19 protein-coding genes and 3 pseudogenes are annotated in these 23,748 nt (G+C 61.9%); 9 read left to right on the forward strand and 13 right to left on the reverse strand.

Annotated elements, in window-relative coordinates; all coding sequences use genetic code 11:
- Window positions 1-5 precede the first annotated feature (5 nt).
- The 3 genes from PB2503_RS13100 to PB2503_RS13110 form a co-directional block, all read right to left on the reverse strand.
- Window positions 6-2,177: a TonB-dependent receptor gene (locus tag PB2503_RS13100; RefSeq protein ID WP_013301745.1), complete on the reverse strand. Its 2,172-nt coding sequence runs from the start codon at window positions 2,175-2,177 to the stop codon at window positions 6-8.
- A gap of 159 nt (window positions 2,178-2,336) precedes the next feature.
- Complete coding sequence (locus PB2503_RS13105; protein ID WP_041535017.1) at window positions 2,337-2,804, reverse strand: hypothetical protein; 468 nt, start codon at window positions 2,802-2,804, stop codon at window positions 2,337-2,339.
- Window positions 2,805-2,834: 30 nt separating this feature from the next.
- Window positions 2,835-4,961, reverse strand: coding sequence for a TonB-dependent receptor domain-containing protein (locus tag PB2503_RS13110; protein ID WP_013301746.1), 2,127 nt, complete (start codon window positions 4,959-4,961; stop codon window positions 2,835-2,837).
- A 113-nt stretch (window positions 4,962-5,074) separates the two neighbouring features.
- Between PB2503_RS13110 and PB2503_RS13115 the strand changes: the two genes are divergently transcribed.
- Both PB2503_RS13115 and hmuQ read left to right on the forward strand, forming a co-directional pair.
- Complete coding sequence (locus PB2503_RS13115) at window positions 5,075-6,094, forward strand: DUF6607 family protein (protein ID WP_148235294.1); 1,020 nt, start codon at window positions 5,075-5,077, stop codon at window positions 6,092-6,094.
- An 11-nt stretch (window positions 6,095-6,105) separates the two neighbouring features.
- A pseudogene (hmuQ, locus tag PB2503_RS15215) lies at window positions 6,106-6,427 on the forward strand (heme-degrading protein HmuQ).
- Here hmuQ and PB2503_RS13120 read toward each other — a convergent pair.
- From PB2503_RS13120 to PB2503_RS13150, 7 genes are all read right to left on the reverse strand, one after another.
- Window positions 6,428-7,177: a heme ABC transporter ATP-binding protein gene (locus PB2503_RS13120; RefSeq protein ID WP_013301750.1), complete on the reverse strand. Its 750-nt coding sequence runs from the start codon at window positions 7,175-7,177 to the stop codon at window positions 6,428-6,430. It abuts the pseudogene before it with no gap.
- A complete protein-coding gene (locus tag PB2503_RS13125) occupies window positions 7,174-8,235 on the reverse strand; it encodes a FecCD family ABC transporter permease (RefSeq protein ID WP_148235295.1) in 1,062 nt (353 codons plus the stop codon). Before PB2503_RS13125 ends, PB2503_RS13120 begins: the two co-directional genes overlap by 4 nt.
- Window positions 8,228-9,070 (reverse strand): heme/hemin ABC transporter substrate-binding protein, encoded by an 843-nt coding sequence (locus tag PB2503_RS13130; protein WP_013301752.1) that lies wholly within the window; start codon window positions 9,068-9,070, stop codon window positions 8,228-8,230. Before PB2503_RS13130 ends, PB2503_RS13125 begins: the two co-directional genes overlap by 8 nt.
- Before the next feature lie 879 nt (window positions 9,071-9,949).
- On the reverse strand, window positions 9,950-11,164 hold the full coding sequence (locus tag PB2503_RS13135) for a DUF3526 domain-containing protein (protein WP_013301753.1): 1,215 nt from the start codon (window positions 11,162-11,164) through the stop codon (window positions 9,950-9,952).
- A complete protein-coding gene (locus PB2503_RS13140) occupies window positions 11,143-12,636 on the reverse strand; it encodes an ABC transporter permease (RefSeq protein WP_013301754.1) in 1,494 nt (497 codons plus the stop codon). Before PB2503_RS13140 ends, PB2503_RS13135 begins: the two co-directional genes overlap by 22 nt.
- A complete protein-coding gene (locus tag PB2503_RS13145; protein ID WP_013301755.1) occupies window positions 12,633-13,346 on the reverse strand; it encodes an ABC transporter ATP-binding protein in 714 nt (237 codons plus the stop codon). The genes PB2503_RS13140 and PB2503_RS13145 overlap by 4 nt, the downstream gene beginning before the upstream one ends.
- Window positions 13,347-13,358: 12 nt before the next feature.
- Window positions 13,359-15,500, reverse strand: a complete 2,142-nt coding sequence (locus PB2503_RS13150) for a TonB-dependent siderophore receptor (protein ID WP_013301756.1) — start codon at window positions 15,498-15,500, stop codon at window positions 13,359-13,361.
- Here PB2503_RS13150 and PB2503_RS14625 point away from each other — a divergent pair.
- The 3 genes from PB2503_RS14625 to PB2503_RS13165 all read left to right on the forward strand — a co-directional run bounded on the left by PB2503_RS14625 (window position 15,499) and on the right by PB2503_RS13165 (window position 17,231).
- Window positions 15,499-15,714 carry a hypothetical protein gene (locus PB2503_RS14625; protein WP_013301757.1) on the forward strand — a complete coding sequence of 72 codons (216 nt, stop codon included), beginning with the start codon at window positions 15,499-15,501 and terminating at the stop codon, window positions 15,712-15,714. The two genes, PB2503_RS13150 and PB2503_RS14625, sit on opposite strands and share 2 nt — an antisense overlap.
- Before the next feature lie 355 nt (window positions 15,715-16,069).
- Window positions 16,070-16,534: an Rrf2 family transcriptional regulator gene (locus PB2503_RS13160; RefSeq protein ID WP_013301759.1), complete on the forward strand. Its 465-nt coding sequence runs from the start codon at window positions 16,070-16,072 to the stop codon at window positions 16,532-16,534.
- On the forward strand, window positions 16,521-17,231 hold the full coding sequence (locus tag PB2503_RS13165; protein WP_013301760.1) for a class I SAM-dependent methyltransferase: 711 nt from the start codon (window positions 16,521-16,523) through the stop codon (window positions 17,229-17,231). Before PB2503_RS13160 ends, PB2503_RS13165 begins: the two co-directional genes overlap by 14 nt.
- Before the next feature lie 47 nt (window positions 17,232-17,278).
- Here PB2503_RS13165 and PB2503_RS14760 read toward each other — a convergent pair whose 3' ends face one another.
- Entirely contained in the window at window positions 17,279-17,431 is a 153-nt protein-coding gene (locus tag PB2503_RS14760; RefSeq protein ID WP_013301761.1) for a hypothetical protein, read from the reverse strand.
- Window positions 17,432-17,572: 141 nt separating this feature from the next.
- Here PB2503_RS14760 and PB2503_RS13170 point away from each other — a divergent pair.
- Window positions 17,573-19,527 (forward strand): annotated as a pseudogene (locus PB2503_RS13170) (PhoX family protein).
- 104 nt (window positions 19,528-19,631) lie between these two features.
- Here PB2503_RS13170 and PB2503_RS13175 read toward each other — a convergent pair.
- Together PB2503_RS13175 and PB2503_RS13180 are read right to left on the reverse strand one after the other, a co-directional pair.
- On the reverse strand, window positions 19,632-20,033 hold the full coding sequence (locus PB2503_RS13175; RefSeq protein WP_013301762.1) for a MerC domain-containing protein: 402 nt from the start codon (window positions 20,031-20,033) through the stop codon (window positions 19,632-19,634).
- A 73-nt stretch (window positions 20,034-20,106) separates the two neighbouring features.
- Window positions 20,107-22,284 (reverse strand): S46 family peptidase, encoded by a 2,178-nt coding sequence (locus PB2503_RS13180; RefSeq protein ID WP_013301763.1) that lies wholly within the window; start codon window positions 22,282-22,284, stop codon window positions 20,107-20,109.
- Between the two features lie 140 nt (window positions 22,285-22,424).
- Here PB2503_RS13180 and PB2503_RS13185 point away from each other — a divergent pair, with 140 nt between their 5' ends.
- The 3 genes and pseudogenes from PB2503_RS13185 to PB2503_RS15225 all read left to right on the forward strand — a co-directional run.
- Window positions 22,425-22,856 (forward strand): Fur family transcriptional regulator, encoded by a 432-nt coding sequence (locus tag PB2503_RS13185; RefSeq protein ID WP_013301764.1) that lies wholly within the window; start codon window positions 22,425-22,427, stop codon window positions 22,854-22,856.
- Between the two features lie 137 nt (window positions 22,857-22,993).
- Window positions 22,994-23,170 carry a GTP-binding protein gene (locus tag PB2503_RS15220; RefSeq protein WP_202944385.1) on the forward strand — a complete coding sequence of 59 codons (177 nt, stop codon included), beginning with the start codon at window positions 22,994-22,996 and terminating at the stop codon, window positions 23,168-23,170.
- A pseudogene (locus PB2503_RS15225) lies at window positions 23,091-23,744 on the forward strand (CobW family GTP-binding protein); the annotation flags it as partial. The gene PB2503_RS15220 and the pseudogene PB2503_RS15225, both read left to right, overlap by 80 nt.
- Window positions 23,745-23,748 lie beyond the last annotated feature (4 nt).

A 23,748-nucleotide genomic window follows, 5' to 3' on the forward strand; every position in this document is an offset into this window, starting at 1 on the left:
CCCCCCTAAAAATCGAAGTCGAGCCGGACGGCGTAGGTCCGCTCCGCCCCCAGGCGGGAGAACTCGTCACCGGGCGAAATGACGTTCAACGAGGTGAAGTACTGCTCGTCGAGCGCGTTCTTCACATAGGCACTCAGCTGCATATTCTCCGAGAACTGATAGCCAAGCCGAGCATTCACCAACATGCGCTCGCCGAATTCGTTGACATCGAAGTTCTCGTTATCCTGATACATTTTGGACTGATGATTGACATCGACGCCGCCGAAGAGCCCGCTCGGGTGGCGGTAGTCCATCCCGGCATTGAGCGACCAGCGAGGGGCGAACGGAAATCTGTTGCCAGAGAAATTTTCCTGATTGCTCTCGCTATCGGGCAAATCCGGGTCGTAATTCGCGTTCGGGAAATCATCGAACTCAGTATGCGAATACCCAAGGCCTCCATAGACGAGGAGGTCAGGCGTGACCTCGACAGCCATATCGGTCTCGAAACCATAAAGCGTTGACTCCCCGGCATTGATCGTCGTGAAAAAGGTTGGGAAGTCCGGGACCGGCTCGTTGACCTGCTGATCGCGCCAGTCGGCATAAAAGACGTTCGTGTTCCACTGGATCCGGCCGTCGAGGAAATTCGTCCGTGCCGCCAATTCGTAGTTCCAGAGAAATTCAGGTTCAAACCGGTCGATACTGCCGTTAAGGGTAAGGATCTGCGCGCCCCCCGCGCGGTAAGCGCGTTGGACGACAAAGGACAGTGTCGCATTCGGATGGGCTTCCCACCGCACACCGCCTTTCGGCAACCACGCCTCATAGGACGCGTCGACCTCACTGGTTTCTTCGCCGAGCAGGGCTTCGAGAAATTCAAAGCCAGCAGGCAGCGGCGGATTAGCGATGGACGTGATGGCCGTCGCCACGCTGTCCTGCTCTTCCTTGTCGTAGCGCAAGCCAAAGAGGAGATCTATTGACGGCGTCATCTCGTACTCGCCGTCAAAAAAGCCGGCGTAATTCGTCGTCTCGTTGCTGTTGGCCGAGACCCGGGAAACGAGAATAGTGGCGGGCAGGCTCGGATCGACGATCGTGGCCGGGACAATGAAGCTGTCGTTGAACCCATCTTCATTCGTAAAATAATAAAAACCGAGGACACCCTCGAAACGGTCCCCCAGATATTTCGCTCTGAATTCTTCGGACCAGGCTTCATCCACTCCCGTACGATCGAGGGCCGCGATCGGGGCTGATGTGTTGTCGAAATCCTCCTGCCGGGTGTAATCTGTGTCCTGATAGGTCGTGATCGACTGAAGCTCGATCCGGTCGGAAAGCCGCCATGTGGCGTTGATCGACTGGATGAAAGTCTCGGTCCCCTCGAGGCCGGGCGTGTCATAATCGACCTCGCGGATAACGTCGCCCGCATCAAGTGGCTGACCCGGAACCCCATTGGTCGGATCGACATTGTCTTCGCCGGCGAAGTTCTCCGTGTAGGACGATGTCGAGATGATCGAGATCCTATCCGTCGGCTCGAACAGGAGCTTGAAGCGTCCAGTCTTCAGCTCGGCGGCATCGGCCTCTTCATTGAGGAACGTGTTGAAGATGAAGCCGTCGCTTTCGCGATAATTGGCCGCGGCGCGGAAAGCCAGCTTGTCCTCAATGATCGGCCCCCCAACGGCCACGGCGCCCTGGGCAACGCCATTGTTGCCCGCCTCGGCCCGCACTCTGACGTCCCAGTCATAGGTCGGGTCCTGGGTCCGAACATAGATCGCCCCGGCAAGCGCGTTCCGACCGAAATTGGTCGATTGCGGTCCGCGATAGACTTCGACCTGCCCGAGGTCCCAGCTATCAAGGGGGCCGAAGAAGGTGGTGAAGTTTCCGAGGGGCGAATCATCCACATAGACCGTAAGGGTCGCGCCGTTGCCCGCGATCCCGCGCTGGTCGATCCCTCGGATCGCGAAACCGAGGCCGCCAAACGATGAGGTCACGTTCGGGATGCGATCGACCACGTCATAGAGGTTGACGATCGGCTCACGGAGAATTTCTTCGCTGGTCGTCACATCGACGCTGGAGGTGACCTGATCGAGGGACTGCTCGATCTTCTGGCCCTGGACGACGATGACATCCCCGTCGCCCTGCGATTGGGCCGCGGCACTCGCCGCCCCCAACAACGCAAGCCCCGATGCGGCCCCCAACAGACGCTTCATACCCACACTCCTAAATTGATTTTCATTCGCAGTAGCGAACGATATTGAGATTGTAAATAAGAGTTATTCGCAACAAATCGCCCCTCCCCGTCATGTCGACCCGTGTAAACGCGGCGGTTGCGATACCGCCGCGGGAAAGAACCGCTACGCTCACCCTGCCTATCGAAAGGCCAGCGTCACCCCATCTTCGACGGCTCGGGCCTCGTGCGGGGCCTCAAACGCCAGGCCGTGGCCGGCAAAACTGTCCGCGATGCGGATCACCAGATCGGTCAGTCGTCGCGGGACGGGGCCGGCGGGAAGCCAGGAGAGGTGCGCGTCGAGGGCCGCCGCGTCCCACGCCTGCGCCGCCACGAAACCGCATGCGACAGACACCTCGTCCCAGGTCATGCGACCAGAGCCCGGTGGAGAGAGGCTGATCCGGCGAGCCTCCACATGCCCCATGACCCGCGTGAAAAACAGGAGGTCGGCCAGCACCGCGCCGGCCTCCTCCCCCAGGGCCGTGCGGAACCCGGTCTGGACACAGCAACAGTCCGTTCGGCCAAAGGCATGGGCGCGGAACCCGAAAATGGCGAGCCCGGTCGCGGGGCCGAGATCGGGGAGGAAAACGTCCGAGAATCGATGGTCCATGAGGCAGACTCGCTTTCGTTCCGAGTTCGATCAGTAGGCGATGCGATAGGCGATCGACGCCTTGTAATTCCGCCCCGGCTCCGAGACGTCTTCAAAGACCCGCTCGAAGTCCTCCTCTGTCACGTTGTCGACGCCGAGATCGACGCGGAAGCTATCGGCAAAGGGCGGCACCCAGGTGGCGTAGAGGTCGAGTACCGTATACCCGTCGCGCTCTTCGGCGATCTCCAATTCGCCGTCGACGAGGTCACGCCGGGTGAACTCATCGGCCACCTGAAGGCGGGTGCCGAAGGTCGCGCCGATCCCCTGGGTCCGGTACCCAAGATCGAGCGCCAGCCGGCCCGGTGTCAACGTACCGAGATCGGCGCCGGTGGCCTCATCCTCTCCGTCGATGCTCGAATAGGAGAGATAGCCGTAGAAAAGGTCCGAATCGTAGCGCGCCTCGAGCTCGGTTCCCGTGAGCCCCGCGTCGGCGACATTCGCCGATTCCGTTGTCCCGGCGGTACACGGAAAGAAGGGCGGCGCGAAACAGGTCGGATCGAAGGCGACATCGACGGAAAGATTGATGAGGTTCTCCACATCGCTTTCGAAACGGCTGAGCTTCGCCTGGAACCGGTCGCCTTGGGTGATGACGCTAGCAAAATCGAGCGCGATGCCGACCTCTGTCGTCGCCGTCTTCTCCGGCTCAAGGTCCGGGTTCGGAATGAAATTGTTGTTCACGAAGGTGAAGTTGGGCGGCATGCCAGCAGGGTCGAACAGGATCGGGTGCGGCAGCGGGAAGTGCACGCCGTCGAGATAAAGCTCGTTCAGAGACGGGGCGCGAAAGCCTTCGGAATAGCTGCCGAAGACCCGGAACCAGTCCGAGGGCCCATAGCTCGCGGCGATCCGGGGAGAGACGGCCTCATCTTCATTGTCCGTGCCTGCGGCCTCCGAGCTGTTCTTGAAACTGTCGAACCGGACACCAGGAATGACGATCAATTCTCCCGGTAACCCGAGGGGCCGATCGAGGATGGCCTCAAGCTGCCCGAAAACGCCGACAAACTCCGCCGAACCGTTCGGTACGCCGCCGCGGGTGAAGTCTTCGGTCTGGTCGTCGGTTCCGATTTGTTTGTCCTCGAACCAGTCACCGCCGATTGTCGCCGTCAGATCGAGGCCGCCGAGGGTGAAGCGGGATGCATTGCGCAGGCTGATACCGGTCGTCTCCACGTCGCGGGTCAGAAGTTGAGGGACGCTGTCGTCGAATTCGTCGACGGTGGTTTCGGTCCAGTAGGCGGTCAGCCGCGCATCGATCAGGTCGCTTGACGGGTTGAAGGCCGCAGCGATCCGAAAGGTATCGGTGACAATCTCCTTCTCGACATTGATCGCCCCATCATCGAGCCCGCTTGTCCCCTGGCCGTTGTTCGGCTCAATCGCCGTGTTGTCGAAGCGTTGCCACGACGCCTCCAGCGTCAGGGCGTCCGTCGCGGTGAAGCTACCCTTGAGAAGGCCGGTCAGAATGTCATCATCCGAGGGCAGATCGGCACCGGACCCCAAAGTAATGTCGCCGGACTGGCGCAAGGTAAGGCTCGCGAGCCCATCGAGCCGACCTTGGCGCCCGAATAGCGTGACCGTCCCCGCCCCCTCTTCGTTCACGCTTTGATAGCCCGCGCGGAAGCGTGCACCGAAGGTCTCGTCCGCTGTCAGAAGATCATCGGCATCGACCGTCTCGAACGCGAGCACGCCGCCGACGGCGCCGGTCCCGTAAAGGGCAGAGGCCGGCCCGCGAACGACTTCGGCCCGGGCGATGAGGTCGGGATCGAGGAAGAAGCGCCCGTCATGGGCGGACAGGAAGGATTGCCGCGCGCCGTCGAGGAGAACGAGGACGTTCTGCCCGGAGAGCCCCCGCAAAGTGGGCACCTCTCCCGTCCGCCGCGGCCCGCCGCTGAACTGAAGCCCCGGCACATCGCGCAATGCGTCCGACACCGTCGAGACCAGACGCGCATCGATCTCGGACCGGTCGATGACCGACACCTGACCGGGATAGTCGATCGCGGGAATGGGATTCGATGTTCCGTAGACGGTGATGACATCGTCCTCCGGCGCGTCCTCTTCGTTTTGAGCGAATGCCGTTGCGGCGAACGCCAGTCCGGACACGGACACAATCAAAGCAGCCTTCATCATCGAACCACCCCTTACTTGCGAATGACTCTCAATCACATTTCATACTCGATCGAGGATTGCAACTGCGAATCATTCTCGTTATTAACTTGGCATCAGCGGTGGAGGTCCCCAAAATGAAAAGCCCATTCTTCCTGGCGGTTGGTGCTGCCGCCCTTTCGGCCTGTGCAACGGCACCTGAAATGGCGCCTGCCGATCCGGTCGCGCGCCCCATGACTGAAGCGCCCTCGGCGACCTTCGACCGCGACCGCGACCGCGACCGCGAGGCGATCCTCGCCATGGCGGGGACCTACAAGGTGAGCTTCGATTTCATCGAGACGGCCGCCCTTCGCCAGGGCTATGAGCTTAAAGACCGTAAGCTCTCCGGCGGCTATGAAATCGTCAAGGTGATCGAGGATCGCGGCGACTTCATCAGCCTTCAGCATATTCTCTATGTCGGCGGGGAGGACAAGTTCCCCCTCAAGCACTGGCGTCAGGACTGGCAGTACGAGCCTGAAAAGGTCCTGACGTTCATCGGCGGCAATGCCTGGACCGTGACCGAGGTCGATGCGAGCGACCGGGCGGGGGCGTGGTCTCAGGAAGTCTACCAGGTCGATGATTCCCCGCGCTATGGCGCGGTTGGCGAATGGTCCTACGAAAACGGCATTGCGGCCTGGCAGCCGGCCACGGCCTGGCGGCCCCTGCCCCGCCGAGACATGGTGAGCCGCGAGGACTATCATGCTGTCGATGCTGTGAACCGCCACGCCATTATCCCCGGCGGCTGGATCCACGAACAAGACAACACCAAGGTCGTGCTCACCAGCGGCGAGCCTGTTGCCTTGGTCCGCGAGATCGGCATCAACACCTATCGCCACACGGACGAAGTCACATCCGACGAAGTCGATGCCCATTGGGAGGCGACCGCAGAGTACTGGGCGGGCATCCGCGCCGCTTGGGAAGCCTTTGAGGACGCAGGCGATCCTTTCGCCCTGACCCTCAAGGGCGAACCGACCGACCTCTACACGCCGCTCCTCGACTACGCATCGAAGGTCGAGGACGGTGAGATGACCACCGAAGAGGCGTTGACCGAGGCGAAGGAAGTCATCGGCACCTATACGACCCTCACCCTTCCGCCGCTCACCGAGCGCCTGCGCTAGGAGCGCCCGCCATGTATCTTGCCATGAACCGCTTTTGCATCGTTCCGGACAAGGAAGAGGCCTTCGAGACGGTCTGGCACGAGCGGGAAACGCCTCTCAAGGAGGTGCCCGGGTTCCGGGCCTTTCACCTCCTGCGCGGTCTGCAACACGATGACCACACGCTCTATGCCCCGCACCCGGTGCGGGAGAGCGAAGCGGATTTCAAGGCATGGACCCCAGTCGGAAGCCTTCCGCGCGGCCCACAAGAATGCGGGCGACAACAAGCCCGTCTATCTCGACGCTCCCGAGTTCGAGGGGTTCACCGCTGTGGACGGTGTCTCGGTCGCTCGATAGTTATTCGACCGTGTACGGCTCGTCGAGATCGAAGATCTCGGCGAGCCGGTCCGCTGTCAGCATGTCGGCGGGCAGACCTTCGGCCGCGACGCGCCCGTCCTTCATCAATAGGACCTCATCACACCAGCGCCTCACGAGACCAAGATCGTGCAGCACGGCGCCGATGGCCCATCCCTCTCCGGCCAGCCGTTTCAGTAGCTTCATCAGCTTGATTTGATATTTGAGATCGAGCGCCGCGGTCGGCTCGTCGAGCAGGAGGTAGCGCGCGCCCTCGTCGCTTGGCTCCCAGACCTGCGCCAGCGCGCGGGCAATCATCACCCGCTGCCGTTCGCCCCCTGACAGGGTGAGGTAGTTGCGCTCCGCCAGCGGCGCGATGTCGAGCAACGCCATGGCTTCCCGACAGATTGCTTCGTCTTGGTGTCGCGTGGACCGGCGCTCATGGGGCATGCGTCCCATGGCGACGACTTCGTGCACCAGAAAGGGAAAGCTCAAGAGATGCCGCTGCGGCACAACGGCCCGGCGCCGCGCGAGCTCGCCGCGCCCAATACTACTCAGTGAGCGTCCTTCCAAGGTTACCTTGCCGCTTGTAGGTCGCTCGCTGCCATCGAGGAGCGAGAGCGCGGTGCTCTTGCCGGCGCCGTTCGGCCCGCAAATGGCGAGAAAAGACCCGGGCACCAAAGCGATATCGGCGCGGTCGAGGATCGGCCGGCCCGACTTTACGACGCTCGCGGCTTGCAGCTCGAGGTTCATCCGAACCCTCCGCGTTTCTTATCCCTCAGCAGCAGCCAGAAGAAGAACGGCGCCCCGAGCACGGAGGTGACCACGCCGAGGGGCAGCTCGGCCGGGCTGACGGCGAGCCGGGCAACGAGGTCGGCCCCGAGGACGAGAACGCCACCCAGAAGGGCCGAACCGGGCAGGACGAAGCGGTGATCCGGCCCCGTCACGAGGCGGACGAGATGCGGCACCACGAGGCCCACAAACCCAATCACGCCGCAAACGGCCGTGGCCGCCCCGACGCTCAGCGCCGTACACAAGGCAGCAAGGCGCTTGGTCCGCTCGACATTGGTGCCCAAGGCCGCCGCATCCGCCTCACCGAACAGGAGGCTGTTGAGCGGGCGCGCCAGCGTCAAAATGCCCGCCACGCCAATCGCCATTAGCGCGATGGCGGGCACCGCCCGGTCCCAGGTCGCGCCGCCAAGGCTCCCCAGCGTCCAGAAGGTCAAGTCACGGAGCTGGGTGTCGTCGGCCAGGAAAGTGAGATAGCCGATCCCCGACACAGCGAGCGAGTTGGCGGCGACACCAGCGAGCAGCATGGTCGCGACGATGACCCGGCCCTCCTGCATCGCGAGGCGGTAGATCAGAAAGACGATCACCAGTGATCCGAAGAAGGCCGCGACGGGAAGGGCGAAAGAGCCAAGCGCCTCGGTGAGCCCCGAAAGAACCGCGCCACCAAGGACGATCACCGCGACGGCAGCCAGCGCGCCGCCCGCCGACACCCCAATCAAGGCGGGATCCGCCAGCGGATTACGGAAGAAACCCTGCATCGCTGCGCCCGACACGCCGAGGCTCGCGCCGACCGCAAAGCCCAGCACCATGCGCGGCAGGCGGATATTCAGCACAACGCCTGTCTTGACCTGTCCGGCTATATCCGACCCCGTCAAAATGGCCAAGACGTCGGGAAGACTGACCTTCAACGGTCCCAGCAGGATCCCGAGCACACCAAAGACGAGCGCCAGCACCCCGCAGGACAGGACGACCACGCGACCACGAGCGGTTCGCCGTGTGGGGTTCACCTTGGGCTTATTCACCGAGGGCGTCGGCGATCTTCTCGGCCAGCTCGGCGACCGATTGGGGTGTGCGCGGGCCGAACTGCATGACGCTGTACTGGTCGACCAGGAACACCCGTCCTTCCTGTGCCGCCGTGGTCAGCAACAGGGCCGGATGGGTTCGCACGGCCTCGATCCCGCCTTCGCGCTCCGCATGATGGGTCATGACCAGGATGATGTCGGGATCGGCGGCGACCGCGGCCTCGAGCGACAGCGCGTTGTATCCCGGCCGCCCGGCAAAGACGTTCGTGCCGCCCAGCATGTCGATAACGCCAGCGGCGGCCGTCTCATCGCCTGCGGCGCGGGGGGCGCCATCCGGCACCGACGCGAAAAAGAGAATGGAGGGTGAGATGCCAACGCGTTCGACGTCGCGACGCGCCGCGGCAATCGTCTTCTCAAGGTCGGCTTTCATCGTCTCCCCTGCGTCCTCTCGGCCCAGCGCCGTGGCAACGACCCCGACCTTGTCGAGGATGGCTTGCGGCGTGTATTCCGTCTCGAGGCTGATGATTTCGACACCGGAGGCCTCAATCTGCGCCAGGGCGGTCTCTGGGCCCGCCGCGCCGCTGATCAGCACGAGGTCAGGCTCCACCGAGAGCACCCCCTCCGCCGACAGCCGACGAACATAGCCGACTTTCGGCTTCGCGGCCGCATCGTCCGGGTAGCGGCTGTCCCGATCTGTGCCGACCACCCGATCCCCCTCCCCCAAGGCATAGATGATCTCGGTGAGATCTCCGCCTAGCGACACGATGCGGTCCTGCGCTGATGCGGTGCCGACGAAGGCGGCGGCGACAGACAGGATCGTAAGAAGACGGCGCATTCTACTGCCCTCCGGATTGAGTGAGCCGAACAAGAGAGAGCGCTCTGGTATGCATCGCAAAGAGCCGGATCACGCTCCTAATATGCGAATAATTCGCATTATCGAATGGTGATGTCCAGTGTGGTATTGCTTGTCACCAGCGCTTCCAGGCGTTCAGGCTCCTGTGAGCGTAGGACCCGCTTCAGGCCAAACTCTCGTAAGATCGTTTTCCTCTAGCTCTCCGCGACGGAGAGCAGCGCGACACGGGCTCTGCTTCAGTCGCGATAAGGCACGCTACGCGCTGTACAAGAAAGCCGTGTTCCAATCATCCAACCAGTTAGGCGAAGAGCGATTTCGTAATCGCGTTTAGTACCCTCCAATCTCACGCAATTCGTGCACACACGTGCCGGATCAGCAAAGCGGCCCGACACCAGATGATGAGCGGCTAACGGGAGGAATGGGAAAACCAACTTAATGCCACAATCAAAGGTTGTGGCGCGAGTAACGGGCCGAGAAACGAACGATTTCGCTTTTTAGTTCAATGACGTAACCGTCGCCTACCCGATCCTTGTAGCACAGTCTGACGTCGTTCTGTGGCACACGGCCCTTCCTTTCGGGCCTCCCGACTGCGAACTATCCCAGGCCAAGGCGATGGCTTACCACCCCTCGACGGCAAGATCGCCAGCTGAGCCGCGTGCTATCCCGGAGATCGTAGATTGCCGCAGAGGTCGCGGAGCCACACCAGTCGATACCCCTGCCCCCGTGCTGACTGAAAAAGCTCGAGCCTCAATGCAGGGGAGAAGTCGGTCTCCGTCACGAAGCTCACGCCTTAACCAGAAGCGCCTCCCACCGCCCCGCATCGATAAGACGCCGGCAGCAGCGGGTCAGAGTCATTCGTCGCTAGCTTGCGTCATATGTAGGCAAATCATCCAGCGCCTCGTAATCAAACGGCTCCTCGCGGAAAAGCTTCGGGTAGAAGAACGCCCGAAGATCGGCATGAAAGGCACGCACCCGGTCTTCGTAGTCGAGCATGGCACCAGCATCCGTCCCGGCAATACGCTGAAAGCGCCGCTCCACGAGCGCCGGTGGCGAGAAGAGGGCGAGACGGCCGGCCATCCGGTCACGCGCCGCACGCCCGTTGCGATAGGCCTCCGACAAGGCTTCCGCCTTCTGATCGCCGACCTGCTGGAAAGCGAAATACCACTTCCACTCGAAGGCGCGTTCCACCGCCGCGAAATCCGCCCATTCGGGGTGACGCTCGAGGAAGGCCGTCATCGTCGCCTCCTTCGGCAGATCCCAGGCGTCGTTGACCGCCTCACGCTGCGTCATGATGATCTCGCCGCCGGTGGGGACCTGTATGCTCTGCTCAATGAGGATCTTTCCAGCCGCCGGAAAGACGATGACCAAAAGGGCCCACACCCCGAGAAGCGACGCGAGGATCACCGGGGCCGGCTGCTGCCGCGCGGCGAACCAGAGGCAAACAGCCCACCACACGCCGACGGACCCGATGACGACCGCAACAGCCAAGAAAAGCCTCCCTGGCGACGTCCCGTCGACCAAGCCGCCGATGAGCAGCGGGATCAGCAGGCAAAGGATCAGCGCAGCGGCTCGCAACAGCGAACGAAGTCGCCAGAGCGATCCGTCACTCCCCGCCGTGGCGGTGAGAAGCTCATACCGCCCCACACTACGTTCGGTCGCCTGAAGATCGTAGAGCATCACGATCAGGATCAGTGGCACGACGACGGCGACCAAGAACGCGAAATCGAACCGACCGACCAGCGCAAGCACGGGATTCCCAACATCGCTTTCATAAATCTGCCCTTCGAGGGCGAGCATTCGGACGCGGTGTTTCCACGGTGCGGCATCGCGTTGGCCCATCGCGGCAAAGGCAAAGTCCGATGGCGGATCGTAGGTCAGATAGAAACCGTAATAGGCCGCCCCACCCCAATCCTCCTGCTTGGCGAGCTGGGCTGTCCGGCCTTCCCGGTCCATCTCGATCAGCTCATCGATCGTTGCTCGCTGTTCCGCAACTTCCGAAAGACCCGACCAGACGGCGAAGGACGACAGGAACAGGACGATGAGCAACCAGACGATCACCGACCGGTCCCGCAACATGAAGGCTGTTTCCCGAGAGACAGACGATGCGATGCTAATGGCTGGAGCTTTCGTGAAAGATGAAGACTGAGTGCGAGCATGAGACCGGACCAGACGATCAGCATGATGAGGGGCGATCCGGCATGGGACAGCCTGACCGAGGCGGGCGCCGCGGTGAACTCAAACTCATCTAGTACGGACCAATTCTCGGACGACACCCGCGTCCGGCGTTCGGCTTCGGTGTCGCTGCTACGGTTGATGTCATCTGCATAGGTGAGCTGTTCGGCATGAACCTCATTAAGGGACTGCACGAAATCGAAGCGCAACTGCTCCGCCTCCCGCAGGAACCGGTGGTGCATTTCGAGATCGGTCCCGGCAATGGCGCGGGACGCTGCGCCAAGAGCCAACATGGGCGAGGCCCATCCGAACCGGGAGAGGACATGGGATTGCTCCAGCTCCGCTTCCATCCGCCCTTCGGCATATTCATTCAGAACTCGCGTCAGCTCCCCTTCCGCATATTGTGCGACGATACCGCGGAAGTTAATTGGAAGCTCTTCGACCGTCTCCACATCGTACTGTTCCAGCAGGTCGTCGCGGAGGCGGGCAAAGGCGGGATCGTTTGCATTGTGGCCGTCACCGACCTCCCGAAGCGCTTCGAGAATGTCCAGATCGGTTTCGATCTTGCCCGGCACTGGCGCGATATAAGCGGCGGCACTGACGCCGATCGCGGGCACGAGCAGCGTGACCGCGATCCAGACGGCCGATAGCCCAGCCAGGACGCTCGCGCGCCGTCGCAACGCTGTGCTCGCGACTAAGGTCATCAGCCCCCAGAGGACGAGATAGACGAAATAGGAGAGCGCGATTGAGACAACGCTGAGGAAGACCTCGCCGGCAGCCAAGGCCATACCCGATACCACGAACAGCGGCACCAGGAGCAACACAATCGCCCCCACCAGCGCGACGAGCTTACCCGCCAACAATGTGCGACCGCCAACACCCTGAGCGAGAAGCGGCGCGAGGGTTCGGCTCTCACGCTCTCGAACGATGGCGCTGTGTCCCAGAAGGATGACCAGCAGCGGCGCAATGACCTGATAGACGAATGCCGGCGTCAGGAGCGCCATGCCCCCAAGATCCGCACTGGCGCGGGTCTCGGCAAACATCGCCGAGTTCTGTCGGTGTCCTTCGAGGAAGATGGATTGCCCCGTAACCGGATCGACGCCCGGATCGAAGATCGCCAACGGCACCGGGGTACGAAAGACATAGTGCCCATAGTGCACCATCCGGTGGGGGTGGCGATCCGGCTGGGCAAGGAAGGTTTCTTCCGCCTGCTCCTGCTGGTGGTCTCGCACGTGGCGATCTTCGGCAATCCGACTGGTCGTGATGATCGACGTTGCGACGATCAGTACCGCGAAGAGAACGAAACCCGCGAGGGCGAGGTGGGACCGGCGCCAATAGCGCCACTCATCCGCCGCAATGGTCAGTACGGTGTTCATGCGGCCTCCCGCTCGGCAAAGGCGCGGTGGACGGTTTCGGTATCGATGGAGCCGCCCTCCGGTGCAGTAAATTCGTCAACGAGAACCCCGCGCCGCAAAAGGCCGATCCGCCCGGCAACCTGACAGGCCCCGTACACATCATGGGTGACCATGAGGACGGTTTTTCCATCATCGGCGAGGCTGCGAGTCAGGGCGTGGAACTCATCGATGGCAATGGGATCGAGGCCGCTGGTCGGCTCATCCATCAGGAGGATGTCCGTATCCCGAAGGATAGCGAGCGCAATGGCCACCTTCTGGCGCACCCCCTTGGAGTAGCCCTTCATCTTCCGTCCTCTGGCTTCCTCGGCAAGAGACACCCGCGTGAGCGCCTCTTCTATCGCCGACGACGAACGCGGGGTTGCCGCGAGGGATAGAAAATAGCGTAGGTTCTCCCTGGCGTTCATGTGCTCATAGAGCGACGCCGCTTCGGGCAGGAACGCGATGGCTTGTCTTGCCCCTCCCACATCCTGCGGAACGCTTTTGCCATTCACCGTGACCTCGCCACCTGACGGGGCGAGAAAACCCAAGAACGTCAGCAGGGTCGTCGACTTGCCGGCGCCATTACCGCCCAAGAGCGCGTAGATCTCACCTTCTCCGACGGAAAAGGAGATGCCTCTCAGCACTTCCGCTCCGGAACGGGCCACACGGAGGTTTTCAGCTTTCAATCGCATGGGGGTGATCCTTCAGAACTTGAACGAGGCGGAGACGCGGAAATTCCGCGGCGCCCCCGGCTCGACCCAAAGCTGGGAGTAGGAGTTCGAGTAGTATTCCTCATCGAACAGATTATCGACGTCCGCCCGCAGACTGACGGCTTCGGTCAGGTCATATTCGGCGAAGGCCCGCGCGACCGTGTAGGCGGGGAGTTCGAAGTCACCGAGACCCTGGCCGAAGAAATCACCGAACTGGCCAAGGCGGTCGCCGACGTGAGTGACCCCGCCTCCTACGCGGAGGGGAAGGCCATGCACCGCGAAGTCCTTGACCAGTTGGACCGCCAACTGATGTTCGGGAATGTTGAGGAGGCGCTGACCGGCAGAGATGGTGACGCCGAAGTCAGGATCGTTAAAATCATTCTCCGTCTGCGCATCGACATAGGCGTAGGAGAACCACAGATCGAGGCCTTCCTTAATCTCGCCGTTCAGGTCGAATTCAAAGCCGGTGCTTTGCGCCTCCCCGATCGCTGTAGCGTTGAAGTTCTCATCGACCGTCGAGATGTTCTCCTGCTCGACGAGGAAGACCGTCGCCGTCCCGACTAAGGCGCCATCGCGCAGCTCGAACTTCACCCCCGCCTCGGTCGAGACAGAGGTGTTTGGATCGAGCCCGCCGGACAGGGGACGGAAGTTCTCTCCATAGGCGGCGTAAAGCGAGACGGCATCGGTCACCTGATAGACGATACCGAACTGGGGGCTGACGCGGGTGTCGCTCACCTCAGTCACGCTATCCGCCGCGCGGTTATTCAGCTTACTGCTGAAATCGTCATATCGCGCCCCGATCCGGATATCGAGGCGGTCGGTCAGGCTGATCTGGTCCTGGATGAAGATGCCCACCGATTCTTGCGTTTCCATGCGGTCGGTCAGCGGGCTGGGCGTGGGCAGATCGAACTGCCCGTAGACAGGATCGAAGATGTTGATGACCTGAAGGCGCTCGGCAACGGTCGGGTCGGTCGGGCTTTCCCCGTCCTGAATGCCGCCCCCACGAGCGCGCAGGAACACCTGATCGTTCTCGAACTCGTCCATGTCCGCACCGATCAGGATACGGTGCTCAAGATTGCCGGTGCTGAACTCACCGGCGATCTCCCCGCGAACGACGAAATAGGTCGCGTCATAGTCCCGGAAGCGCCGCTCGCGAGACATGTTCTCACCGTCAACGAACAGGAATTGGCGGGAACCGGACAGGGTAGCCGCCGTGTCGAAACCTTCGAGCGACGTGTCGCGATAGTTGACGCCGAAGAGACCGCTCCAGTTCGAGGAGAAGTCCGTCTGCAGCTCGAATTGATGGCCGATCACCTCGGCATCCATCGGGCCATTGCCGGGCTCGCCCAGAAAGGTCTCGATGGGAATCACGCCAAGCTCGTTCTCGACGGCGACGACCCCGCGGTCAAACGGCACTTCCTGGTCCGTATACTCTAGATCGTAGACAACCTTTGACCGGGGCGTGAGCTGCACAGCAACAGACGGATAGACCCCCAACTTCGTCGTTTCGATGGTGTCGCGGAAACTCTCAGCATCCTCGTAGAACCCGACGAGACGCAGCCCGATATTGTCCGCCACGACAAGGTCCACATCCGCGTCGGCACGGTAGGTGTCAAAACTCCCCGCCGAGAGTCGGATTTCGCTTTCTGGATCGAAGGTCGGTCGCTTGGTGACCAGGTTGATCGTCCCGCCCGGCTCACCTCGGCCGAGCAGCGCCGCGCGCGGACCTTTCAGCACCTCAACGCTTTCGATGCCAGCGAGGTCACGAGGACCTGCGAAACCCCGACCGGCGTTGAACCCGTTCACGAGGTAGTTGCTCGGCAGGTTCGCATCGCCCACGAAGCCGCGCAGCGCAAAGGCATTCCACAGGCCACCGAAATTGTTCTGGCGTGCCACCGAGGCGGAGAGATCCAGGGCATCGTTCAGATCGAGAGCATTCGCATTGCGCAAGACTTCGGCGTCGAGCGTCAGTTCTGCCTGCGGCACTTCGAGCGGATCGAAATCACCCTGATAGGCTTGGCGGATGCCGACGACAGTGATGGTATCTTCGTCCGCCTCCTGGGCCGATACGGGGGCCAGGAGCGCGACGGCTGAACAGGCAGTGAGAAGATACGCGGAACGGAAAAGGGACGTCATGACAAACCTCGTGACAGAGAAACGGTACAGGCAAACTTTTGTGCTGACGGTCCCGACATCGTACGAAGTCATCTGTATACTCGCGGCCTATGCCATCCGTGTGGAGAGCAGCCGCGGGATCAAGGGGAGAACAGGTCAGCGGTACACTGACCATGAGGGGGGCGCGCGGGCGTCCGCTCCCCAGAAGGCAGCCAAGGGGTTGATCTCCCTCTGAGCGGCCCAATTCAGCGGGCTCAAGATCGCTCGAGGCTCTAGCTCGCCTGCATCGGCGGGGGGGAGCCCCACATCGTCAGGCTGCGTTGCCGCGAAGAGGCAGATCTCGCATGCATGGAGGGGCGCTTCGCCGTGGCCCCCCTTACCATCATGGTGATGGACGGTGACAATAGCCTGGACAAGGGTGAATAGCAGCGCAAGCGCTGCTGTCCCCATTACCCGCCTGCCCCGGTCAACCACCTTCATGCTATTGCCCCTGCTGCCTGCATCCCGAAGCAGCACAGCAAATTGCGCGAGAGGATCCTCACTGACCTCTTGTATTGACTTCCCTTCGCTCACGCAACATCAGATGTTTCATGAAACGCGATAGTCGTCTCTCCGGCGCCCTCCACGTCCTCCTCCATCTTGCAGAGGCCGACGCCCCGATGACGTCGGAGCGATTGGCCAAGGCCATGGCCACCAATCCTGTCGTGGTGCGCCGGGTCATGGCTGGCCTGCGGGACGAGGGGCTCGTCGCCTCCGAGAAGGGTCATGGGGGCGGCTGGACCCTAACCTGCAACCTGTCGAAGACGACGTTGCGTGATGTGTACCAAGCCCTTGGCCACCCCCCTCTTTTCGGCATGGGGCACCGTAACGAAGCGTCACAATGTGCTGTCGAGCAAGCCGTGAACGCGGCACTCGGCGACGCGCTCGACGCGGCCGAGGCGGTCCTCCTTGATCGCTTCGGCAATGTCACTCTCGCCGACCTGAGCCGTGATTTTCACGAGCGAATGGTTGCTCGGCCGGATCTAGGGAAAGCAGATAGCTATGCAGACCACTGACGACCCTGTCCGAAACCCGTTCCTCACCATGTTCGACGATGCGGAGCAGGCGGCGCGGTATAAGGACGGACCGCCGAAGTTCATGCCGGGCTTTTGGGACGTGCACCGGATGACGTCGGTTCTCCTTGCCGAGCGCGTGCCGGAACATGGCCATGTGCTCGTGCACGGTGCCGGTGGCGGGCTGGAGCTGTTGTCCTTTGCCGCGGCCCACGTTTCATGGCAATTCACGGGCGTCGATCCGGCGGCCCCAATGATTGAGCAGGCGCGAGCCCTGACGGCGGAACACACAAGCCGGATCGAGCTGCATCATGGCTTCATCGACACCGCGCCGGAAGGTCCGTTCGATGGGGCCACGAGCCTCCTCACCCTTCACTTCCTTCCGATGGAGGAGCGCCGACGGACGGCCAGCGAGATCATCCAAAGACTGAAGCCCGGCGCGCCCTTCGTGGTCGTTCATTCAAGTTTTGCGCAAAATGATGCCTCAAAGCACCAATGGCTTGATCGGTATGCGGCGTTTGCCGTTGCGTCCGGCGCCGATCCCGAGATGGCAGGCAAGGCACGCGATGCGGTGGCCGCGAGTAGGGACCTGTTCGATCCGGAGACCGATGCCCAGATTCTTCTTAAGGCGGGACTGCGAGAGGTGACATCCTTCTATTCAGCGTTCACCTGGCACGGATGGGTCGGGTATGCGCCGTGACCCCTGACAGATCACTGTCCCGCCGCCGACCGCTTTATTGAATTAGGCTATTCCGAAACCGCGTCTTCGGAGTCATCAATGACGTCAACATCTTCGTCGATCGCCTTGGCGACCATAGCATTCTCAACTTCTGACTCTTGAGCGGCGGCGGGGCTGCCCGCCATGGCGAGCGCTACGATTCCGAGCGTCGTTCTACTCATCAACGACTCCTCCTGTCAGGGCCTTCCGGTTGTCAATGCAGGTAGCGCCTCAGCGTTCCGCCCGTGATACAATCACGTCTTGGCCTTCGGTATCAACACCGTGACCGATCAAAGGACAGTCACAAACCGCGCTTAAGTCCTGTGATTGCTGAACGACGAAAAGGAGTCGGGGCCGTGGATGATAGTGAAAACACACCGGTAAATCCCCGCATCGGGACGGGCGCCGCCACCATCGGCGATGTGATCGAGACCCGATTGTCGCGACGCGGGCTGCTCATGGGCCTCGGCGCAGTCGGCGCTCTGGCGGCGACCGGCTGTGCGACGAGGGGATCGCGCCCGCGGGTGTCGTCAGCCCCCATTCCGTTCCGCAGTCCGTTCCGCTTCGACGAAATCGCGCGGGGGATGGACGGGACCCACCACGTGCCGAGCGGCTACCGTGCCGACATCCTGCTGCGCTGGGGTGACCCCCTGTTTCCGGACGCTCCGGCGTTCGACGTGATGTCCCAGACCGCCGCAGCGCAGGAACGTCAGTTCGGGTATAATAACGACTTCATCGGCTTCTACCCCCTACCCACGACCGCATCGGGGGCCGCGCGCGGATTGCTCTGCGTCAATCACGAATACACGAGCACCAACCTCATGTTCCCGGGTCTGACGGACCGGGAGATCTCGGCCGCCGAATGCGACGTCGAAATGGCGGCCCAGGGCGGGTCGATCGTCGAAATTGTTCAGCAGTCCGACGGCACCTGGCAGCTCGATGTCTCGTCTCGCTACAACCGTCGGATCACGACCCGCTCCACGGCGATGGACATCACCGGGCCCGCGGCCGGGTCCGACCGGCTGAAGACATCCGACGATCCGACGGGCCAACGCGTCATCGGGACCATGAACAACTGCGCCGGGGGGATTACGCCCTGGGGTACCTATTTGATGACGGAAGAGAACTTCAACGGCAACTTCCTCGGCGAATTACCGGCGAACCATCCGGAAACGGTGAATTATGCCCGCTACGGTGTCCCCGGCGGCTGGTACGCCTGGGGCCGCCATTTCGACCGGTTCGATGTGTCGAAGGAACCGAACGAGCCAAACCGGTTCGGCTGGGTAGTCGAGGTCGACATTCTCGACCCGACTTCCGCCCCGAAGAAACGCACCGCCCTCGGACGGTTCAAGCACGAAGGTGCCGAGAGCGTGGTGGCGCCGGATGGGCGCGTTGTCGTCTATATGGGCGATGACCAGCGCTTTGATTACGTTTACAAGTTCGTCAGCGCTCGTCCGGTCGATCCCGCGAACCGCGCCGCCAACATGGACCTGCTGGACGATGGGACGCTCTACGTCGCCCGCTTCGACGCGGACGGCACGGTCGAATGGATGCCCCTCATTCACGGCAATGGGCCGCTCACCGCAGCGAACGGTTTTGCTTCCCAGGCGGACGTTCTGATCGAAACCCGCCGGGCTGCGGATCTTTTGGGCGCAACCCCCATGGACCGGCCGGAGGACGTCGAGCCGGATCCGAAGAGCGGGCGGGTCTATGTCATGCTCACCAACAATACGCGGCGCACCGAAGAGCAGGTCGATGCGGCAAATCCGCGTGCCAATAACGCGTTCGGACACATCATCGAGATCGTAGAGCCGGATGGCGACTTCACGGCGACCCGTTCCGGTTGGGAAATCCTGGTACGATGCGGCGACCCCGCCGACGGGAGCGTCGGGGCGACATGGAACCCGGAAACGTCCGAAAACGGATGGTTCGGCTCGCCGGACAATTGCGCGATCGATCCGTCGGGGCGCTTGTGGGTCGCGACCGATGGCAATGAGGGGACAGGCCTGCCGACGGGCTCTGGGCTGTGGCCACAGAGGGCGAAAGCCGCGGGACGGGACGCGCCTTCTTCCGGGCGCCGATCGGTGCCGAGCTGTGCGGTCCGCGGTTCACGCCCGATGGCGAGACACTGTTCGTCGCCGTCCAGCACCCTGGCGATGGCGACGACGCAACCTTCGAGACGCCGACCACGCGGTGGCCTGACTTTACCGATGGCATGCCCCCTCGCCCCAGCGTGATGATCATTCACAAGAGCGGGGGTGGCTTGATCGGCGCGTGATCCGACCGGGATGGTAGGCGCATTTGCGCCCTACCCGTCCCGGCGAAGCTTCCGACCGAAGGCTGGCGAAACCCACTTTGCATCGGCAGCGCGCCGCGACGATTTTATCGGCAATGCGTCGTGTGCGTACGGTGCGGCCGGGCGAGACGACCGAAATGCGCGACGGCGAGCAACGCCGCACCTCCGACGGTCACCGTCCTTTCCATGTCCTCCGATATGGGCGCAAAAGCCGCATACAGTACGGCGACATTCCCAAGCGCCGCAAGGCCGAGGAACCATCGAGCGACAGGGCGAGACCCAAACACCACCGCGATGCTGGCAAGCAGTGTCAGGACAGCCAGCGTCTGATGAACGATCGGAACCTCAGCCACCGCTACCAGGGTGGGAAGGACGATCGCGACGACCGGCAGCGCGATGCAATGAACGATGCAAAGGGTCGAAAAAGTGGCACCCAATGCATCTGCCATACGCATGCTGCGGACCGCGGCACTTTCGGATTTCGTCATGACGTCAATCTTCAAATGGAGTGAAAGCTGCGCCGACCACCTACGCAGCAGCCGGACGTGAAAGCCGAACCGATCAATCCTCCGTCACAATCTCCATTTCGTCGATCAGCCGCTGTGCGCCATCAACCTTTTCCATGACCCAAAGCATGTAGCGCGAGTCCACATGAATGGTCCGCGTCGTACGCGGATCGAAATCCCAGTCTGAGTTCACGCTTTCGATCGTCCCATCGAACAGCAAACCGACCAATTCGCCGTTTGCGTTCAAGGTCGGGGACCCGGAATTGCCGCCGGTTGAGTCGAGATTCGAGAGGAAGTTGACGGGGACGGAGCCGAGCCCCTCCAGAGCATAGGATCCATAGTCACCCGCCTCAATCACGTCGAGCTGACGCTCCGGCGCATCGAACGGCGCCTCCCCGGTCGCCTTGGCGGCGAGCCCTTCAAGCGTCGTGAACGGATCATAGCGCAGGCCATCCTGCGGGGAACCGCCAAGTACCGTCCCGTAGGTCACGCGCAGGGTAGAGTTTGCATCGGGGTAGGCAGCAAAACCCTGGCTTTCCTGCCAATCGATGATAGCACGCATATAATCCGGACGAAGTTCGGCCATGCGGCCCGCACGATCCTTTGCGGCGTTCTCAAGCGCCATCTCATGGTCGTATAGCGCGACAGCCAGCTTGATGAAGGGATCGCGGCTGCGCTCAAACTGGTCAGGGTCCGCTTCCATCAGGGCCAGCCGTGTTTCGACGTCGTCGAGTTCACTTCTGTCGTAGAAGCGATCCAGAATTTTCGACACCTTCTCCGGGTCCCAATCCCGCGGCAGATCGAGCGCCCGATCGAATGCCTCCACACGGACATTGTCGTCGGCGGTCATGTAGTCTTCGATGAACAACATCCATTCGGCCTTGTCGACGACCGGATCGTACCGACGATCAATCGCCTGCATCCCCTCACGGAAGAACGTCATGTCGCGTTCCTGATAGCCGCTTTCCCGCTCGGTGTTGGGCTTCTGGCGCTCCCTCGCCAGACGGTAGAGACGTTGCGCGGCGGAGAGAAGCTGTGGGCGCGTGGCGTTATTATAGACCCAGTTGGTCTGTTGTGCCTGGGCGCCTTCTTCAGTGAGCGCATCGACTTCGACTAATGTCGCGGCGAATTTTTCGCGCGCGCCGTCAGCCGCTATCCATTCATTCAGCGCGGCCTCCCGCGCCGCCCGGCGCTCGACCAGATTGACCCGCCGGGCGCCGGAAATCTGGCCGCCTAGATTTTTCATGTAGTTGTTGAGGCCGGCCAAGCGCGCCTCATATTTGAGGCGCGCATCGGAGCCCTTCGGCGCGGCCGTCTCGATCGCTTCGATCCACCTTGCCAGGAGGGTTTCAAAGGTCGGATACTGCCAGTCGAAAGTATGTTTCACTTCGGCCAGTCGCGTGTATCGCTGGGTTGAGCCAGGATAGCCGGCCGCCATGACGAAATCGCCTTCGTCCAGGCCGCCAGCGGAAACTTTGAGAACGTGCTCGGGCGCGAAAGGGACATTCGCGTCGCTGTGGTCGGCAGGCAGACCATCCGGCCCCACATAAGCGCGGTAGAAAGCGAAATCGCCCGTGTGTCGCGGCCACATCCAGTTATCGATGTCGCCGCCATATTTTCCGATATTGTCTCCCGGCGCATAGACAATCCGCACATCCCGTATTTCGAGACGGTCGATCAACTTGTATTGCAAACCGCCATAGAAGGACGCGACCTGACAGCGGTGGCCTGCCTGCTCTTCGCACGCCGCCACCAGCGCTTTTTCAGCTGCATCGATCGCGGCGAAGACCTCTTCACCAGACATCTCACCGTCAATGCCGCTGCGGATCTGGTCCGTGACATCGTCAACCTGTACCGTCACATAGACGCGCGTACCGGGCGCTGCTGGGAGTTCATCCGTATTCGCCGCAGCGAGGAACCCGTCGGCGAGGTAGTTGTTCTCTTCGGTCGAGTTATACTGAACCGAACCCCGAGCGCAGTGATGGTTCGTCACGACCAGACCCTCATCGGACACGAAAGACGCCGTGCAGCCACCTAGGGAAATGACCGCGCCCATGGGAAAGCCGGTCAGATCCGTCAGTGCGGCCGGATCAAGCTCCAGACCCGTCTCCCGCAGATCATCGGCGATCGCGGGCAATTGGTCCGGCGTCCACATGCCTTCGTCGGCACGGACCAAGCCGATAAAGCCGATTCCGATAGCAAGGGCGCTGGCGCCAACCTTTAAATAGCTCATAGGTCTCGATCCCTCGGAAGCGAAATGATATCTTGTTGCATGTGTGATACCCGACATGGTGAGTGTCAACGGCGAAGGCATGTGGCCTGCACCAAGTCCGCGGCCACTTCTTGTGGTGAAGAAACAGAACGGGAAAGCCGATGAACGCGCACCGTCATCCATCGACGACCGATCCGACCCCGAAACTCCCGAAGAACGCCCGTAGGGTGCTCCAAATTCTGAAAGACGCGGGCCGTCCGCTCACCGCCTACCAGGTCCTCGACGAATTGCGCGCGTTCGGTGTCACCGCCGCCCCTACCGCCTATCGCTCGCTCGACCGCCTTGTCGCCACAGGCCTCGTCCATCGTCTCGAGACGCTTAGCGCCTTCGTCGCGTGCGACCGCGCCGAGTGCCATGGGCCTGCGGCGATCGCGGTGTGCACCGAGTGCCGCCAGACAACCGAAATGACGGGGGACATGGTCCCCGGTTATCTCCAAGGCTGGGCGGATGCCGAGGATTTTGCCATCGACACTGTTGCGATCGAAATGCTCGGCCGTTGCGCGGACTGTCGGCGGAATCACCAAGACCCGTGACATTGGCGCGCTGACGCCGCTGCCTTTCAATATGAGGAATGTCGCTAGCAAGGCCACGCAAGCGCCTGAATATCACCTTGACGTCCAACGCCGCCGCTGTCATCAAATGCAATATTATTGCATTTTGCAGGATTGGCATGAACACCCATCAAGACCATCGGCTCCCAGTTACCGTCCTGTCGGGCTTTCTCGGCGCAGGAAAGACGACGCTGCTCAACCGCGTTCTCAACAACCGTGAAGGGCGCGTGCCCCGAACAAGTGGACGCTGCACGCAAAATCATCCGCAGTTTGAATGCGGATGTCCGGATCATTGAGGCGAATTATTCAGACGTGCCCGCCGATACCATATTGGACACGGGCCTCTTTGATTTCGATAAAGCGCATGAGCATCCGATGTGGGCGAAAGAGCTCTATGGGTATGCTGACCATACGCCGGAAACCGAAGAATATGGTGTCACGTCATATGTCTATCGGGCGCGTCGGCCGTTTGAACCGGAAGCCATTCATAGACTTCTCAATGGCCCGCTTGCTGGCGTTATTCGAGCCAAGGGGCACTTCTGGATCGCGACTCGCCCAGATTGGGTGGCGGAGTTCTCTCTCGCCGGGGCGCTATCGAGCATCTTACCGCTTGGCACTTGGTGGGCCAGTGTTCCGCGCGAGCGGTGGCCGGCTGGCGAGTCCATCGAAGCCTATATGAAAGACAATTGGCGGGAACCGCTCGGCGACCGACGGCAAGAGATCGTTTTCATCGGTGCAGGGATTGATTGGCCTCAGCTCAAAGCACGCCTCGACGCGGCTCTCATTCCCGAAGAGGTGCCGTACTCGCCCGATGCCGCGCCGGTGCTCCCCGACCCCTTCCCGCAGTGGCGGCGCGCCGAGCCTGCTGCGCTCG

It is taken from the genome of Parvularcula bermudensis HTCC2503, from assembly GCF_000152825.2.
In the GTDB taxonomy this organism is placed as follows: domain Bacteria; phylum Pseudomonadota; class Alphaproteobacteria; order Caulobacterales; family Parvularculaceae; genus Parvularcula; species Parvularcula bermudensis.

Bases quoted from the DNA above. Each gene is read 5' to 3' on its own strand.
- PB2503_RS13135 (WP_013301753.1), bottom strand. From the start codon at position 11,164: ATGTTGCGGGACCGGTCGGTGATCGTCTGGTTGCTCATCGTCCTGTTC.
- PB2503_RS13145 (WP_013301755.1), bottom strand. From the start codon at position 13,346: ATGCGATTGAAAGCTGAAAACCTCCGTGTGGCCCGTTCCGGAGCGGAA.
- PB2503_RS15220 (WP_202944385.1), top strand. From the start codon at position 22,994: ATGAACACCCATCAAGACCATCGGCTCCCAGTTACCGTCCTGTCGGGC.
- PB2503_RS13160 (WP_013301759.1), top strand. From the start codon at position 16,070: ATGAAACGCGATAGTCGTCTCTCCGGCGCCCTCCACGTCCTCCTCCAT.
- PB2503_RS13130 (WP_013301752.1), bottom strand. From the start codon at position 9,070: ATGCGCCGTCTTCTTACGATCCTGTCTGTCGCCGCCGCCTTCGTCGGC.
- PB2503_RS13105 (WP_041535017.1), bottom strand. From the start codon at position 2,804: ATGGACCATCGATTCTCGGACGTTTTCCTCCCCGATCTCGGCCCCGCG.
- PB2503_RS13115 (WP_148235294.1), top strand. From the start codon at position 5,075: ATGAAAAGCCCATTCTTCCTGGCGGTTGGTGCTGCCGCCCTTTCGGCC.
- PB2503_RS13100 (WP_013301745.1), bottom strand. From the start codon at position 2,177: ATGAAGCGTCTGTTGGGGGCCGCATCGGGGCTTGCGTTGTTGGGGGCG.
- PB2503_RS14760 (WP_013301761.1), bottom strand. From the start codon at position 17,431: ATGAGTAGAACGACGCTCGGAATCGTAGCGCTCGCCATGGCGGGCAGC.
- PB2503_RS13180 (WP_013301763.1), bottom strand. From the start codon at position 22,284: ATGAGCTATTTAAAGGTTGGCGCCAGCGCCCTTGCTATCGGAATCGGC.
- PB2503_RS13120 (WP_013301750.1), bottom strand. From the start codon at position 7,177: ATGAACCTCGAGCTGCAAGCCGCGAGCGTCGTAAAGTCGGGCCGGCCG.
- PB2503_RS13185 (WP_013301764.1), top strand. From the start codon at position 22,425: ATGAACGCGCACCGTCATCCATCGACGACCGATCCGACCCCGAAACTC.
- PB2503_RS13175 (WP_013301762.1), bottom strand. From the start codon at position 20,033: ATGACGAAATCCGAAAGTGCCGCGGTCCGCAGCATGCGTATGGCAGAT.
- PB2503_RS14625 (WP_013301757.1), top strand. From the start codon at position 15,499: ATGACAAACCTCGTGACAGAGAAACGGTACAGGCAAACTTTTGTGCTG.
- PB2503_RS13150 (WP_013301756.1), bottom strand. From the start codon at position 15,500: ATGACGTCCCTTTTCCGTTCCGCGTATCTTCTCACTGCCTGTTCAGCC.
- PB2503_RS13165 (WP_013301760.1), top strand. From the start codon at position 16,521: ATGCAGACCACTGACGACCCTGTCCGAAACCCGTTCCTCACCATGTTC.
- PB2503_RS13140 (WP_013301754.1), bottom strand. From the start codon at position 12,636: ATGAACACCGTACTGACCATTGCGGCGGATGAGTGGCGCTATTGGCGC.
- PB2503_RS13110 (WP_013301746.1), bottom strand. From the start codon at position 4,961: ATGATGAAGGCTGCTTTGATTGTGTCCGTGTCCGGACTGGCGTTCGCC.